This is a genomic window from Streptomyces sp. NPDC047315 (assembly GCF_040643215.1).
GTDB lineage: Bacteria > Actinomycetota > Actinomycetes > Streptomycetales > Streptomycetaceae > Streptomyces.
In genome coordinates this window covers 271,386-285,921 of sequence record NZ_JBEYTZ010000002.1, presented here as the reverse complement: position 1 = coordinate 285,921, position 14,536 = coordinate 271,386, and the positions used below count along the sequence as shown (strand labels likewise).

Below are 14,536 nucleotides of genomic sequence, written 5' to 3'. Positions count from 1 at the left end.
CGTGTCAGCCAAGTCGAACGCCGCGCTCAAGTACACCGGCATGCGTCTCGCGGTCTTCGCGGGCTCCCTCGCCGTCGTGGCGGTCCTCGTCCACTTCGGCATCCTGCCCAAGGGCCTCGGCGAGTCCAACTCGGTCTGGGTCGTGCTGTTGGCGCTGGTGATCTCCGCGCCGCTCAGCTTCGTCCTGCTGCGCAAGCAGCGCGAGGCGATGTCCGACCAGATCGCCGGCAAGGTCGACGAGGCGAAGGAGCGGCTGGCGGCGAACAGGTCGCAGGAGGACGAGGCGGTGGACGCCGCGGCTGCCGCCGCTGCGAGCCGGTCCGCCACGGGGTCCGCTGCGGCGCCGCAGGCTTCCGCGTAACGCTTCCGCTCCAGCCGTACCGGCCGACGGCCGGCTGGGACACGAGGGCCGCACCCGTCACGGGTGCGGCCCTCGTTGCGTGCGGTGCCCTCGTTGCGTGCGGTGCTTTCGTACGGCTCGGGGCGCGCTATCGCGCCGTCGCCCGGTATCGATCAGCCGAAAAGTGTGAACACCACTGACCCGTCCGGCCCCGCTCGTTTCAATGGCCACCACACGTCGATCGAGAGGAGAATTCCCCATGACGACGAGGCGCAGCAGGTCGCGCGCGTGGCTCGGCGCGCTGGTGGCGACCGCGATGTCCCTGGTGCTGGCGCCGGGGGTGGCCCAGGCCGACTCCGGCGAACGGTGTCCCGGCGGGTACGTGGCGCTCACGTTCGACGACGGTCCGACGGAGGCGACGCCCGAGGTGCTGAAGGCGCTGCGCGACGCGGGTTCGGTCCGGTCGACCTTCTTCCTGGCCGGCGGCATGGTCAAGGCCCACCCCCAGCACACCCGGAGCATCGCCGCCGACGGGCACGAGATCGCCAACCACTCGTACAGCCACCCCGACCTCAACACCCTCACCCCGGACGCGGCCTTCAAGGAGCTGCGGGACGCCAGCCGGGCCATCAAGGCCGAGACGGGCCGGGCGCCGACGCTGTTCCGGCCGCCGTACGGGAGCACCAACCCGCGGATACGGCTGGACGCGGCCCGGCTCGGGATGCTCGAAGTGCTCTGGACGGTGGACTCGCTCGACTGGCGGGGCATCCCCACGGACGAGATCGTGGCGAACGCGCTCCGGGTGCGCGCCGGCGGCATCGTCCTGCTCCACGAGGGGCCGCCGGCGACGATCGCCGCCATCCCGAAGATCGTCGAAGGGCTTGAGCAGCGCGGGATGTGCGCGGGCCGGGTGGTGTTCTCGGCCATGCCGGTCCAGGCGTGGCCCGGCATGACGTACCACGCCAAGGCCGCGCCCTGGTGAGACGGCCCGGCCCGACTCCTGGGGCACGGCACCTAAATATCGGATAAGTCACACATCCCGGGTGGGGGCGTTCGGAGCTCCGCCCGGGATTTCTGCGTTTCATGGGGTTTTGTGCGGCTTTTGTCGAGGATTCCTTGGTGGGAGCGCCCCGATACCCCAAGGTGACCTTTGAGGACATCAAAGATGCAGTGTTAACGTATTCGGCATGCAGACAGCAGTGCGCCTCCACGATGCCGCGAGCCCCCCGCTCGTGGCGCGCCTGCACGTCGACCTCTGTCGCTGCATGTCCGCGGTCTGTCCCCGCTCGGCCTGACCCCGGCACCACAGCGGCCCCCCGATCCCTGAACCTCCTCGCGCACGGGCGCCGCCTTCCGTTCGTTCCCCGCCCTCAGTCACCACTGGAGTGTGTCCGTGTCCGCGAACACGACGTCCCCCGTAGACCAGAAGCCGTCCGGCTCCGGTCTCCGTCTGCCGAAGGTCCCGTTCTGGGCCCAGATCGTCGCCGGTCTGGTGCTCGGCGTGCTCCTCGGCTGGCTCGCCAGAGGCCAGGACATCGGGTGGCTGAAGGACACCCTCGAACAGGTCGGCAGCATCTTCATCCGGCTGCTGAAGCTGGCCGTCGCGCCGCTCGTGTTCTTCGCGATCCTGGTGTCGATCACCAATCTGCGGAAGGTCAACAACGCCGCCCGGCTGGCCTCCCGCACCCTGCTCTGGTTCATGATCACCTCGCTGATCGCGGTCGCCATCGGCATCACGATCGGTCTGATCACCGACCCGGGCTCGGGCACCGGCCTGACCCCGAAGGACGGCAAGGCCCCGGAGAACACCGGCTCCTGGATCGACTTCCTCACCGGCATCGTCCCGACGAACATCATCACGCCGTTCGCCGAGCTGAAGGTCCTCCAGATCGTCTTCCTCGCCGCCGTCGCCGGCATCGCCGCGCTCGCCCTCGGCGAGAAGGCGAAGCCGATCCTCTCCCTCAGCGAGTCCGTGCTCGAACTGCTCCAGAAGGCCCTGTGGTGGGTCATCCGCCTCGCGCCGCTGGGCACCGTCGGCCTCATCGGCTACGCGATCGCCGACTACGGCTGGGACCTGATCAGCAAGTACGCGACCTTCACCGCGGACGTCTACATCGGCTGCGCCCTGGTGCTGTTCGGCGTCTACCCGCTGCTGCTGGCCACCGTCGCCAAGGTCAACCCGATCCAGTTCTTCAAGGGCGCCTGGCCCGCGATCCAGCTCGCCTTCGTCTCCCGCTCCTCCGTCGGCACCATGCCGCTCACCCAGAAGGTCACGGAGCGGCTGGGCGTGCCGAAGGAGTACGCGTCCTTCGCGGTGCCGTTCGGCGCGACGACGAAGATGGACGGCTGCGCCGCGATCTACCCGGCCCTCGCCGCGATCTTCATCGCGCAGATCTTCGACGTGCAGCTCGGCGTGCAGGACTACCTGCTGATCGCGTTCGTCTCGGTCGTCGGCTCGGCGGCGACGGCGGGTCTGACCGGCGCGACGGTGATGCTCACGCTGACCCTGTCCACGCTGGGGCTCCCGCTGGAGGGCGTGGGCCTGCTGATGGCGATCGACCCGATCCTGGACATGATCCGCACGGCGACGAACGTGGCGGGTCAGGCGCTGGTGCCGGTGATCGTGGCGGCGCGCGAGAAGATCCTCGACCGCGACCAGTACGACGCGGCGAGCGGTTCTCCGATCGACATCGACGAGGACGCGCCCGCGCCCGCGTCGGCCCCGGCCCCGAAGGTCCCGTCCCCCGCGACGGCGTAGCCCTTCCCTCAACCTCTTTGCGGCGCGCCGCCCCCCTCGGGGCGCGGCGCGCCGCCGCCGTTCCCCTTGCGGCCCGAACAGGTCTCCGCACCCCGGCGGTGGCCTTGCCGCGGTTCCTCCCCTTGCGCGGCACGGCCACGGGCCCTGCCGCGGGACCCGTAGCGCCCTGACATTCCCGCCGTACCCCTGCGGCCCGGTGGGGCCTGTTCGCGCAGTTCCCCACGCCCCTAAAAACCTGCCCCAGCCCGCAGATGAATGACGGGGGCAGCGAATCAGGGGCGCGGGGAACTGCGCGAACAGCCCACCACCGGGCCGAGGGGATGAATGTTCCTGCGGTGCTACGGCGGGAGGTTGGGGCGCTGGGGGTCCCCCCGTGCCTGTAGGGCACAGGGGGCGGAACTGAGCGAACAACCACCACCAGGCCGCAGCGGCCAGCGCACCCGCAGGGAAACGGCGCGCACATCCCCAAGCGCAGCGCACGCCGCAGCGCACGCCGCAGGGGGTCGTGGGGAAACGGGGGCGTCGGGTAAGCCGTAGGCTTACCCGGCAGTAGGAGGGGGCCTGCACATCGGCGCAGCGGAGGGACGTCTGGCATGAGTGCGGTGAACACGGACACGGTGAACGCAGACACGGCGAAGCCGCAAGCGGCACCAAAAGCGCAAACCTCCCCCAAACCCAAGCGCCTTCCCCGCGCCGAACGCGAGCGCCACATGATGGACGCCGCCGTCCGCACCTTCGGCCAGCGCGGCTACCGCGCCGCCTCCATGGACGAGATCGCCGAACTCGCCGGCGTCTCCAAGCCCTTGGTGTACCTCTACCTGCACTCCAAGGAAGACCTCTTCACCGCCTGCATCCGCCGCGAGGCAGACGCCCTGCTGGCCGCCGTCGCGCGCGCCGTCGCCCCCGAGCTGCCCGCCGACCGCCAACTGTGGGCCGGGCTCGCCGCGTTCTTCACGCACGCCGCCGAGCACCCTGACGGCTGGGCCGTACTGCACCGGCAGGCGCGGACGCACGGAGAGCCGTTCGCCCTCGAAGTCGCGGCCATGCGCGACAAGATCGTCGACTATGTGGCCGTACTGCTCGCCGCCGCCCGCGAGGGCGACGCCGCGCCGCTGCCGGAGCCCGGCGAACTGGCCGAGCGGGACGTGGTCGCGCTCGCGCAGGCGCTGGTGGGCGCTGCGGAGTCGCTCGCGGGGTGGATGAACGACGGCGGGTCCGTCTCCGCGAAGGAAGCCGCCGCGACGCTGATGAACTTCGCCTGGGTCGGCCTCGGCGACCTCATGGCCGGGGAGCGCTGGTCCCCTCGCTGACCGCCGCCGCGCCCCCCGCGCCGTCGCCGGCTTCCGCCGCGCCGACGAGGTGGATCCGCGCCCCGCGGCGGAGTTGGAACGCCGTGCCGTGCTCGTCGGCCGGCGCCGCGGCGTACGTCACCGCCCCCGGCAGCGGAACGGGCGCGCGGAACTCGGCGCGGGCGTACGTCAGCGCGTACGGATCGGGCACCGCCTCCGCCAGGCAGCGCGCGAAGCTCCACATCCCGTGCGCGATCGCGGTGCGGAAGCCGAAGGCGCGCGCGGTCAGCGGGTGGAGGTGGATCGGGTTCCGGTCGCCGGACACCGCGCCGTACCGCCGGCCGAGCCCGGCCGGCAGCTGCCACTCGGCGCGCTCCTGCAGGTAGTCGGGGGCGCCGACGGCGTGGTCCGCGGGCGCGCCGCTGCGCTCCGGGGCGGTCCGGTGCCGGCACAGGTACCTGCTGCGGGAGACCCAGGCGAGCGCGGCGTCCAACCGCGCCTCCGTCACCACCGTGACCTCCGTGCCACGCCGATGGGGGGTCAGCGCCGTGGCGTACACCGTCAGTTCGGGTGAATCCGTACGGTGCAGGACGCGCCGGGCGCGGACGTCGATCCAGGTGTGGACCAGCCCCAGCAGCGGCAGCGGGAAGTCGCGCGCGGCCAGGATCCGCAGCGCCAGAGGAAGGCCCAGGACGTGCGGGTAGGGCAGCGGCAGGACGCCGGTCGGCGAGGCCGGGAAGCCGCAGAGCTTCGCGTACGCGGCCAGTCGTGCGGCGTCGACGCGCACCGCGCCCGCCGTGGCGCGGCGTTCGGGCAGCGCGGGCCCCGGCCGCCCGGGACGTCCGGGGCGCTTGAAGGGAGAGCTCAGTGCGCCGCGTACCAAGGTGCGTGCGAGGGCCATGGGCCTGACTCCCGGAGGGTGGGGGCTCGCTGACTGGCCGGTAAGGTTACGCGGATGTCAGCGCCGGGTCGAGCGGCCCCGCCCGCGCGGGCCGCGCGAGAAGCGGCGGTTCAGCCGGTACCCGAGCTCCCCCAGCGTCAGCAGCAGCGCGGCGGACGCGGCGCAGGCCACAAGGCTGGACGGCCCGTCGAGGAACAGCCCCAGCAGCCACAGGACCGCGGTGAACCCGGCCCACCAGACGAGCAGGGAGAGCACCATGCGACGGGCGGGGGAGGGTGCCGTGCGCTGCCAACTCATCGTGCCCCGCGCCCCTGCTCTTCGTTCTGGTGATCGCGCTCATCGTACGGCCCGGGACCGGACCGACCGTGGTCATAGCCGATGGACATAACAGGCGATGAGTAACTAACACGAATAAACTCCTCGTTTGCCGTGTGCACGGCACCCGATGACGCCGAGGGACGGGGAGCGAGACATGGACGACGACCGCCTGCGGGCCCACGGCGAAGGGAGCGCACCGTGACGCTCGCCCCGCAGCCGGCCCTGCTCCCCGGCGGTCCGACGCCGTCCGGCACCCGCGCGCACTACGCGGCCGGCCCCGCCGCCCCCGCCCGCACGCTCGTCGACGTCCTCACCCGTACGGCCCAGCGCCACCCGGACGCCCTCGCCGTCGACGACGGCGCACGCCCGCTCACGTACGGCGCACTCCTGGAGGAGGTCGAAGCGCTGCGCGCGGTCCTCGCGGGCCACTGCGTCGCCCGCGGCAGCCGGGTCGGCGTCCGCGTCCCCTCCGGCACGGCCGACCTGTACGTCTGCGTCCTCGCGGCCCTCGCCGCCGGCGCCGCGTACGTCCCCGTCGACGCCGACGACCCCGACGTCCGGGCCCGGGAGGTGTTCGACGAGGCCGGGGTGGCGGGAGTGCTCGGCGCGGGCCGGGCCTACGCGCCCCGCCGCACGCCCCCGCCCGCCCCGCACGGCCCGCCCGCCGTCCCCGTCGCCCAGGGCTCGCCCACCCCCGACGACGACGCCTGGGTGATCTTCACCTCCGGCTCCACCGGGCGGCCCAAGGGCGTGGCCGTCACCCACCGCAGCGCCGCGGCGTTCGTCGACGCCGAAGCCCGGCTCTTCCTCCAGGACGCCCCGCTCGGGCCCGGCGACCGGGTGCTGGCCGGCCTCTCCGTCGCCTTCGACGCCTCCTGCGAAGAGATGTGGCTGGCCTGGCGGCACGGCGCCTGCCTGGTGCCCGCCCCGCGGGCGCTGGTGCGCTCCGGGCCGGAGCTGGGGCCGTGGCTGGCGCGCCGACGCGTCACGGTGGTGTCGACCGTGCCCACGCTCGCCGCGCTCTGGCCCGACCGGGCGCTGGACGGCGTGCGCCTGCTGGTCTTCGGCGGCGAGGCGTGCCCGGCGGAGCTCGCCGCTCGGGTGGCGGTGCCCGGCCGCGAGGTGTGGAACACCTACGGCCCCACCGAGGCGACGGTGGTCGCCTGCGCCGCCCCGCTGACCGCGGACGGGCCCGTACGCATCGGGCTCCCGCTCGACGGCTGGGAGCTGGCGGTCGTGGACGCCCGCGGCGAGGTGGTGCCCACGGGGTCCACCGGCGAGCTGGTGATCGGCGGCGTGGGCCTGGCGCGCTACCTGGACCCGGCCAAGGACGCGCAGCGGTACGCCCCGCTGCCCTCGACCGGCTGGCACCGCGCGTACCGCACCGGCGACCTGGTGCGCGCGGAGCGCGCCGGCCTCGTCTTCCTGGGCCGCGCCGACGACCAGGTCAAACTGGGCGGACGCCGGGTGGAACTGGGCGAGGTGGACGCGGCGCTGTGCGCCCTCCCCGGCGTCGCGGCGGGCGCGTCGGCCGTCCGTACGACCCCGGCGGGCACCCGGGTGCTGGTGGGCTACGTACTCCCCGAGACGCCCGCGCCGGCCGATGCCGCTGCCGACTCCCGTACGCCCCTGCCGCCGGGGGCAGGCACCGCCCTGAGCGCCTTCGCGCCGGACCGGTCCGTGCCCTCGGCCGGGTCGGGGTGCCGGACTGCGTCCGGCGCGGCCCCGGCTGACGGGGTGACCATCCCGGCCGTTTCGACCGACCCGGGCACTTCCGCGCCGGAGGTGCCGGAGGTGCCGGACGTGCCGGACGTGCCGGACGGGCCCGCGTCCCGTGCCGGGACGCAGGCTCCCGCTGACGCTACGGATGCGGACGGGCCGGCCGAGTACCAGGCCGACGCGGGGCCGGTCCCCGCAGACCCGCTGGCCGCCGGCCCGGCCAGCGCACCGCCGGCCGGCGACGTGCTGGCGTTCGACCGCGCCCGGGCCCTCGCCGCGCTGCGCGAGCGGCTGCCGGCCGCGCTCGTGCCGCTGCTCGTCGTGGTCGACGCGCTGCCCACCCGTACCTCCGGAAAGGTCGACCGGGACGCACTGCCCTGGCCGCCGCCCCGGCAGGACGCCCCCGACCCCGCCCGCACCGCCACCGAGGCGTGGCTGGCCCGCCAGTGGAACGACCTCCTCGGAGTCGCCGTCACCGAACCCGACGCGGACTTCTTCGCGCACGGCGGCGGCAGCCTCGCCGCCGCGCAGCTCGTGTCCCGGATCCGGGAGCAGTACGGCACCGGGTCCGTCGGCGACGTCTATCAGCACCCGACGCTCGGCGCGCTCGCCGCCGCCCTGGACGCCCGCGCGGACGCCCCGGGCACCGCCCCCGCCCCGCCGCGGACCGCGGTCCGGCCGGTGCCCCGGACCGCCCAGGCCGTACAACTCGTACTGATGCTGCCGCTGTTCACCGTCGCCGGGCTGCGCTGGAGCGTGCCGGCCGCCGCCGCGGCCAACGTCATCGGCGTCGGCCCCGGCTTCTCCTGGTGGGGCATCGTCCTCGGCTGGCTGCTGGTTGCCAGCCCACCGGGCCGGATCGTGCTCGCCGCCGGCGGCGCCCGGCTGCTGCTGCGCGGGGTGCGCCCTGGCACGTACCCCCGCGGCGGCGCCGTCCACCTGCGGCTGTGGACCGCGGAACGGCTCGCCGACGCCAGCGGCGCGACCAACCTCGCCGGCGCCTGGCTGACGTACTACGCCCGCGCCCTCGGCGTCCGCATCGGCGACGGCGTCGACCTGCACGCACTGCCGCCCGTCACCGGCCTGCTGCGGCTGGGCCGGGGCGCGGCCGTGGAGCCGGAGGTGGACCTCGCCGGGCACTGGCTGGAGGGCGACCGGCTGCACGTCGGGTCCCTGCGGATCGGCGCGGACGCCGTCGTCGGCGCACGCAGCACCCTCTTCCCCGGCGCGCGGATCGGCAAGCGGGCCGAGGTCGCGCCCGGATCATGCGTGCGCGGGACGGTGCCCGCGGGGGAGCGCTGGTCGGGCGTGCCGGCCACCCGGGTCGGCCGGGCGGGCAAGGCGGCCCGGCGCGCCGACCGGCCGCCGCGCCGGGCCCGCTGGACGTTCGCGTACGCCGTGACGTCCCTGCTGCTGGGCCTGCTGCCGGCCCTCGCCGCCCTGCCGGCGCTGCTGGTGCTGCGGCTGGGCCCGGGCCCGCTGACGGCCGTGCCGCTGGCCGCCGTCACCGGGCTCGTGACGTACGCCCTGCTGGTGCTGGTGGGCGTACGGGCACTGGGCGCCGGGCTGCGCGAGGGCAGCCACCCGGTGCACGGCGCGGTCGCCTTCCGGGCGTGGGCCGTGGAGCGGCTGATGGACATGGCCCGGGTGCACCTCTTCCCGCTGTACGCCAGCCTCGCCACGCCCGGCTGGCTGCGGGCGCTCGGCATGAAGGTCGGGCGGGGCGTGGAGGCGTCGACCGTGCTGGCGCTGCCGGCGATGACGACGGTCGGGGACGGCGCCTTCCTCGCCGACGACACCATGGTCGCGCCGTACGAACTGGGCGGCGGACGGCTGCGGCTCGCCGCCGCCCGGGTCGGCAAACGCGCCTTCCTCGGCAACTCGGGCATGGCCGCGGCCGGCCGCCGGGTCCCCAAGCGCGGGCTCGTCGGCGTGCTGTCCGCGGCCCCGAAGCGGGCGAAGGCGGGCAGCTCGTGGCTCGGCATGCCGCCGATCAGGCTGCCGCGGGCGGCGGAGGAGGGCGACGCCAGCCGTACGTACGCACCGACGCGCGGCCTGGCCTGGGCGCGCGCCGCCGTGGAGCTGTGCCGGCTGGTCCCGGTGGTCTGCGCCGTCGGCCTCGCCGTGTTCGGCGTGCTGGCGTTCGCCGCGCTCGCCGAGCGGTACGGCACGGTGGCCGCGGCCGGGCTCGGCGGAGCGCTGCTGCTCGCCGCCGGGCTGGTCGCCTGTCTGCTGGCCGCCGCGGCGAAGTGGCTCGTCGCCGGCCGCCACGGCGGCGCACGGCACCCGCTGTGGTCGGCCTTCGTGTGGCGCGGCGAACTCGCCGACACCTTCGTGGAGGTGCTGGCCGTGCCCTGGCTGGTCGGCCCGACCGCCGGCACCCCGCTGACGGGCCTGTGGCTGCGGGCGATCGGAGCCCGCGTCGGCCGCGGCGTCTGGTGCGAGACGCACTGGCTGCCGGAGGCCGACCTGGTGAGCGTCGGAGCGGGCGCGAGCGTCAACCGCGGCTGCGTCCTGCAGACGCACCTCTTCCACGACCGGATCATGCGGCTGGACCGCGTCGTCGTCGGGGCCGGTGCGACGCTGGGCCCGCACGGCATCGCCCTGCCGGGCACGGTGCTCGGCGACCGGGTCGTGGTGGGCCCCGCGTCGCTGGTGATGCGCGGCGAACGGGTGCCGGCGGACACCCGCTGGCTGGGCAACCCGATCGCGGCCTGGCCCTAGGGGTCCCGGGGGACGAGCGAAGGACCGGTCGACGGAAGGGACCCCGGTGAGCGATTCGTACTTCCCGCTCCACGGCGACGACGGCTACCAAGTCGCCGCCTACGACCTGGAGCTGGCCTACGTCCCGCACACCGGTCGCCTCGCCGGCCGCGCCACCGTCCACGCCGTCGCCCGCCGCGAACTGATCTCGGTGAAGCTCGACCTCGGACGGTTCCGGCTGAACAAGGTGCTGATCGACGGCCGGCGCCCGGCCCGCTGGAGCCACCGCGGCGACAAGCTCCAGATCACCCCCGCCCGCTCGGTGCCCGCCGGCACGTTCTTCACCGTGGAGGTGCGCTACCAGGGCGTACCGCGGCCCGTACGCACCCGGGAGTGGGGCGAGTTGGGATGGGAGCAGCTGGACGAGGGCGCGCTGGTGGCCTCCCAGCCGCACGGCGCCCCCTCCTGGTTCCCCTGCAACGACCGGCCGGACGACAAGGCCGTCTACCGGATCGCGGTCACCGCGCCCACCCCGTACGCCGTCGTCGCCAACGGCACCCTGACCTCCCGCACCACGGGCGCGTCCACCACGACCTGGGTGTACGAGGAGGCCGCGCCGATGGCCACGTACCTGGCGACGGTGCAGATCGGCCCGTACGAGCGAGTGGAGCTCGCGCACGCGGGGCCCGTGCCGCAGACCGCCGCGGTGCCGCCCGCGCTGCTCGGCCGCTTCGCCCACGACTTCGCGCGCCAGCCGCTGATGATGGACCTGTTCACGGACCTGTTCGGCCCGTACCCCTTCGACCGGTACGCGGTCGTGGTGGTGGACGAGGAACTGGACGTTCCCGTGGAGGCGCAGGGGCTGTCCGTCTTCGGCGCCAACCACGTCGACGGGCGGCGCGGCAGCGAACGGCTGGTGGCCCACGAACTCGCGCACCAGTGGTTCGGCAACAGCCTGACCGTGGCCGACTGGCGGCACATCTGGCTGAACGAGGGCTTCGCCAAGTACGCCGAGTGGCTGTGGTCCCAGGAGCGCGGCGGCCCCTCCGCCGCGGCGCTGGCCGCCCGCTCCCGGGCCCGGCTCGCGCTGCTGCCGCAGGACCTGCGGATCGGCGACCCGGGAGCCGACCGGATGTTCGACGACCGGGTCTACGAGCGGGGCGCGCTGACGCTGCACGCGCTCCGGTGCGAGCTGGGGACGATCGCCTTCACGGAGCTGCTGCGGGAGTGGGCGCAGCGCCACCGCCACGGGGTGGTCACCACGGAGGGCTTCATCGCGCTGGCCGCGCTCCATGCGTCCCGCCCCCTGGACGGACTTTTCGGGGCGTGGTTGTACGAGACGGCACTTCCGGAACTCCCCGGCCTTCCGGAACGTCCGCCTCCAGATATTTGAACGGGCAAGGAATTCATCAGGAATTCACGATGGAGGATTAATTCTTCCGGAGGGGGGAAGGGGCTGCGTTCCCCCGGAGTTCCCCGATGGTCGCCATGGACGCGACATGGCGCGCGCTCGGATGCACGGGTCCGGATGGCGCGAGTCCGGATGGCATGAGTCCGGTTGCTCCCGGTGTCGAGGTCCGGGAAAGGCAGGAGCCCCGTTCCTCGCGGACGGGGCTCCTTGGGTACTGCTTAGCCGACGCGATCGTCGACCCCTGGCACTAGGCCGGGGTGACGTTCTCCGCCTGCGGGCCCTTCGGGCCCTGCGTGACGTCGAAGTTCACGAGCTGGTTCTCCTCCAGGGAGCGGAAACCAGACGCGTTGATCGCGGAGTAGTGGACGAAGACATCCGGGCCGCCGCCGTCCTGGGCGATGAAGCCGAAGCCCTTTTCAGCGTTGAACCACTTGACGGTTCCGGTAGCCATAAGCCCTCCTTGGGCCAAAGGGTTGCCCTGCTCCAGAACCTGCAAACAAGTCTGAAAACTACAAAAGCCTGCGGGTCACATGCTCCGCAGGCTCTGTACTGCAAGGGAAACCAAACTGCAACTTGCGTTGAGCGTAGCACGCAGGGACTTCCCAGCGGTAGAGGGAAAGATCACTTCACTCGGACGCCTGAGGCAATCGCCCTTTTGCTGACGATTCCCTGCTCGGGCGGGGCGGGAGTGCCTGGTCAGACGGGGCGTGCGGCGGTCCCTCGCGCTCCCGTGACGGGCGACCCGCACGCGCCCCGACGCCCTGGCCCGTGGCTCCCGGAGCTAGCCTCGCGATGTGGACAGTCCTCGAAATGACCGTGAAGGCCCCGCCGACGCCGCCGCCGCTGCCGACTCCGCCCCTGATTCCGGCCTCGCCTCCGGCGCCGGCCGCGACCGCGACCGCGCCGTCGACCGTCGGCCCGCCCGGCCCCGCGTCGGTCACATCCAGTTCCTGAACTGCGTGCCCCTGTACTGGGGGCTGGCCCGCACCGGCACCCTCGTCGACTTCGAGCTGACGAAGGACACCCCCGAGAAGCTCAGCGAGCAGCTGGTGCGCGGCGAACTCGACATCGCGCCCATCACCCTCGTGGAGTTCCTGCGCCACTCCGACCGGCTCGTGGCCTTCCCGGACATCGCCGTCGGCTGCGACGGCCCGGTGATGTCCTGCGTGATCGTCTCCCAGGTGGACCTGGAGCAGTTGGACGGCGCGCGCGTGGCCCTGGGCTCCACCTCGCGCACCTCCGTGCGCCTGGCCCAGCTGCTGCTGGCCGAGCAGTACGGCGTCGCCCCCGACTACTACACGTGCCCGCCGGACCTCGGTCTGATGATGCAGGAGGCGGACGCGGCCGTCCTCATCGGCGACGCGGCGCTGCGGGCCGCCCTGCACGAGGCGCCCCGGCTCGGCCTCCAGGTCCACGACCTGGGGCAGATGTGGAAGCAGTGGACCGGGCTCCCCTTCGTCTTCGCGGTCTGGGCGGCGCGCAAGGACTACCTGGCCCGTGAACCCGAGGTCGTCCACGAGGTGCACCAGGCGTTCCTCGCCTCCCGCGACCTGTCGCTCGAAGAGGTCACCAAGGTCTCCGAGCAGGTCGCGCGCTGGGAGACGTTCGACGCGGAGCTGTTGGAGCGGTACTTCCGGACGCTGGACTTCCGCTTCGGTGCCGACCAGCTCGCCGGCGTACGGGAGTTCGCCCGCCGCACCGGCCCGACGACCGGGTTCCCCGCCGAGGTGGCCGTCGACCTGCTGTCGCCCCGCTGACGCCGTCGCCTGCGTCGGCCCGGGCCCTCAACCTGGGCCCTCGGCCGGCTGCCGTAGGCTGGAGCGGCCCCCAGCAGGCCCGTACGCGATCCGTACGAGCCCCAGGAAACGCAGGACAACCGCCGAAAGGTGACAGCCGGTGACCGAGAAGGCCGACCTCCAGTCCGTGCTGGACCGTGCCGCCGACGGCGGGCGCATCACCCCCGAGGAAGCGCTCGACCTCTACCGCCACGCGCCGTTGCACGCCCTGGGGCGCGCCGCCGACGCCGTGCGCCGCCGCCGCTACGCCGGTACGGAGCACATCGCGACGTACATCATCGAGCGGAACATCAACTACACCAACGTCTGCGTCACGGCCTGCAAGTTCTGCGCCTTCTACGCGGCGCCCAAGGACACCGACAAGGGCTGGACCCGCGACCTCGACGACATCCTGCGCCGCTGCGCCGAGACCGTCGAACTCGGCGGCACCCAGATCATGTTCCAGGGCGGCCACCACCCGGACTTCGGCGTCGAGTACTACGAAGAGCACTTCTCCGCCATCAAGGCCGCCCACCCCGAGCTGGTGATCCACTCCCTCGGCGCGTCCGAGGTCGAGCACATGGCCCGGATCTCCGGCGTCTCCGTCGAGGACGCCATCCGCCGCATCCACGCCGCCGGCCTCGACTCCTTCGCCGGCGCCGGCGCCGAGCTGCTGCCCGAGCGCCCCCGCAAGGCGATCGCCCCGCTCAAGGAGTCCGGCGAGCGCTGGCTGGAGATCATGGAGACCGCGCACCGGCTGGGCGTGGAGTCCACCTCCACCATGCTCATGGGCACCGGCGAGACGAACGCCGAACGCATCGAGCACCTGCGGATGATCCGCGACGTACAGGACCGGACGGGCGGCTTCCGGGCCTTCATCCCGTACACGTACCAGCCCGAGAACAACCGCCTGAAGGGCCGTACACAGGCGACGATCTTCGAGTACCTGCGGATCATCGCGGTCGCCCGGCTCTTCTTGGACAACGTCGCCCACATCCAGGGCTCCTGGCTGACCACCGGCAAGGAGATCGGCCAGCTCTCGCTGCACTACGGCGCGGACGACCTCGGCTCGATCATGCTGGAGGAGAACGTCGTCTCGTCGGCCGGCGCCAAGCACCGCTCCAACCGGCTGGAGATCATCGACCTGATCCGCAAGGCGGGCCGGGTGCCGGCGCAGCGGGCGACGACGTACGAACACCTCGTCGTGCACGACGACCCGGCGAACGACCCGGTCGACGACCGCGTGGTCTCCCACATCTCCTCGACCGCGATCGAGGGCGGCACGGCCCACCCGGAGCTGAAGCTCCTCAACGCCACCTGAC

Annotated in this window: 11 protein-coding genes; 8 read left to right on the top strand and 3 right to left on the bottom strand. The window is 73.3% G+C overall.

Going from position 1 to position 14,536, the window contains the following annotated elements; genetic code table 11:
• Position 1: 1 nt before the first annotated feature.
• From ABZ842_RS03210 to ABZ842_RS03195, 4 genes are all read left to right on the top strand, one after another.
• The gene (locus tag ABZ842_RS03210; RefSeq protein WP_361530704.1) at positions 2–361 is read left to right on the top strand and encodes a DUF4229 domain-containing protein; all 360 of its coding nucleotides are present in this window, start codon (positions 2–4) and stop codon (positions 359–361) included.
• A gap of 238 nt (positions 362–599) precedes the next feature.
• The gene (locus ABZ842_RS03205; protein WP_361530701.1) at positions 600–1,322 is read left to right on the top strand and encodes a polysaccharide deacetylase family protein; all 723 of its coding nucleotides are present in this window, start codon (positions 600–602) and stop codon (positions 1,320–1,322) included.
• A gap of 411 nt (positions 1,323–1,733) precedes the next feature.
• Positions 1,734–3,098, top strand: coding sequence for a dicarboxylate/amino acid:cation symporter (locus tag ABZ842_RS03200; protein ID WP_361530698.1), 1,365 nt, complete (start codon positions 1,734–1,736; stop codon positions 3,096–3,098).
• Positions 3,099–3,808: 710 nt separating this feature from the next.
• Positions 3,809–4,408 (top strand): TetR/AcrR family transcriptional regulator, encoded by a 600-nt coding sequence (locus ABZ842_RS03195; RefSeq protein ID WP_361530978.1) that lies wholly within the window; start codon positions 3,809–3,811, stop codon positions 4,406–4,408.
• On the opposite strand, the gene ABZ842_RS03190 is transcribed toward ABZ842_RS03195, so the two are convergent.
• The gene (locus ABZ842_RS03190) at positions 4,377–5,288 is read right to left on the bottom strand and encodes a MaoC/PaaZ C-terminal domain-containing protein (RefSeq protein WP_361530695.1); all 912 of its coding nucleotides are present in this window, start codon (positions 5,286–5,288) and stop codon (positions 4,377–4,379) included. The genes ABZ842_RS03195 and ABZ842_RS03190 overlap by 32 nt on opposite strands.
• A 57-nt stretch (positions 5,289–5,345) precedes the next feature.
• A complete protein-coding gene (locus tag ABZ842_RS03185; RefSeq protein WP_361530692.1) occupies positions 5,346–5,585 on the bottom strand; it encodes a hypothetical protein in 240 nt (79 codons plus the stop codon).
• A 219-nt stretch (positions 5,586–5,804) separates the two neighbouring features.
• On the opposite strand from ABZ842_RS03185, the gene ABZ842_RS03180 reads away from it, so the two are divergent.
• The gene (locus ABZ842_RS03180; protein ID WP_361530689.1) at positions 5,805–10,049 is read left to right on the top strand and encodes a Pls/PosA family non-ribosomal peptide synthetase; all 4,245 of its coding nucleotides are present in this window, start codon (positions 5,805–5,807) and stop codon (positions 10,047–10,049) included.
• Between the two features lie 46 nt (positions 10,050–10,095).
• Positions 10,096–11,421: a M1 family metallopeptidase gene (locus ABZ842_RS03175; protein ID WP_361530686.1), complete on the top strand. Its 1,326-nt coding sequence runs from the start codon at positions 10,096–10,098 to the stop codon at positions 11,419–11,421.
• A 265-nt stretch (positions 11,422–11,686) separates the two neighbouring features.
• Here ABZ842_RS03175 and ABZ842_RS03170 read toward each other — a convergent pair whose 3' ends face one another.
• The gene (locus ABZ842_RS03170) at positions 11,687–11,890 is read right to left on the bottom strand and encodes a cold-shock protein (RefSeq protein ID WP_008738468.1); all 204 of its coding nucleotides are present in this window, start codon (positions 11,888–11,890) and stop codon (positions 11,687–11,689) included.
• Positions 11,891–12,380: 490 nt separating this feature from the next.
• Here ABZ842_RS03170 and ABZ842_RS03165 point away from each other — a divergent pair, with 490 nt between their 5' ends.
• On the top strand, positions 12,381–13,196 hold the full coding sequence (locus tag ABZ842_RS03165) for a menaquinone biosynthesis protein (protein WP_361530975.1): 816 nt from the start codon (positions 12,381–12,383) through the stop codon (positions 13,194–13,196).
• Between the two features lie 139 nt (positions 13,197–13,335).
• A complete protein-coding gene (gene mqnC / locus ABZ842_RS03160; protein ID WP_361530683.1) occupies positions 13,336–14,535 on the top strand; it encodes a cyclic dehypoxanthinyl futalosine synthase in 1,200 nt (399 codons plus the stop codon).
• Position 14,536 lies beyond the last annotated feature (1 nt).

What these genes read in the sequence shown, in the direction of transcription:
- ABZ842_RS03205 (WP_361530701.1), top strand. Translation starts at nt 600, where the DNA reads ATGACGACGAGGCGCAGCAGGTCGCGCGCGTGGCTCGGCGCGCTGGTG.
- ABZ842_RS03195 (WP_361530978.1), top strand. Translation starts at nt 3,809, where the DNA reads ATGATGGACGCCGCCGTCCGCACCTTCGGCCAGCGCGGCTACCGCGCC.
- ABZ842_RS03190 (WP_361530695.1), bottom strand. Translation starts at nt 5,288, where the DNA reads ATGGCCCTCGCACGCACCTTGGTACGCGGCGCACTGAGCTCTCCCTTC.
- ABZ842_RS03185 (WP_361530692.1), bottom strand. Translation starts at nt 5,585, where the DNA reads ATGAGTTGGCAGCGCACGGCACCCTCCCCCGCCCGTCGCATGGTGCTC.
- ABZ842_RS03170 (WP_008738468.1), bottom strand. Translation starts at nt 11,890, where the DNA reads ATGGCTACCGGAACCGTCAAGTGGTTCAACGCTGAAAAGGGCTTCGGC.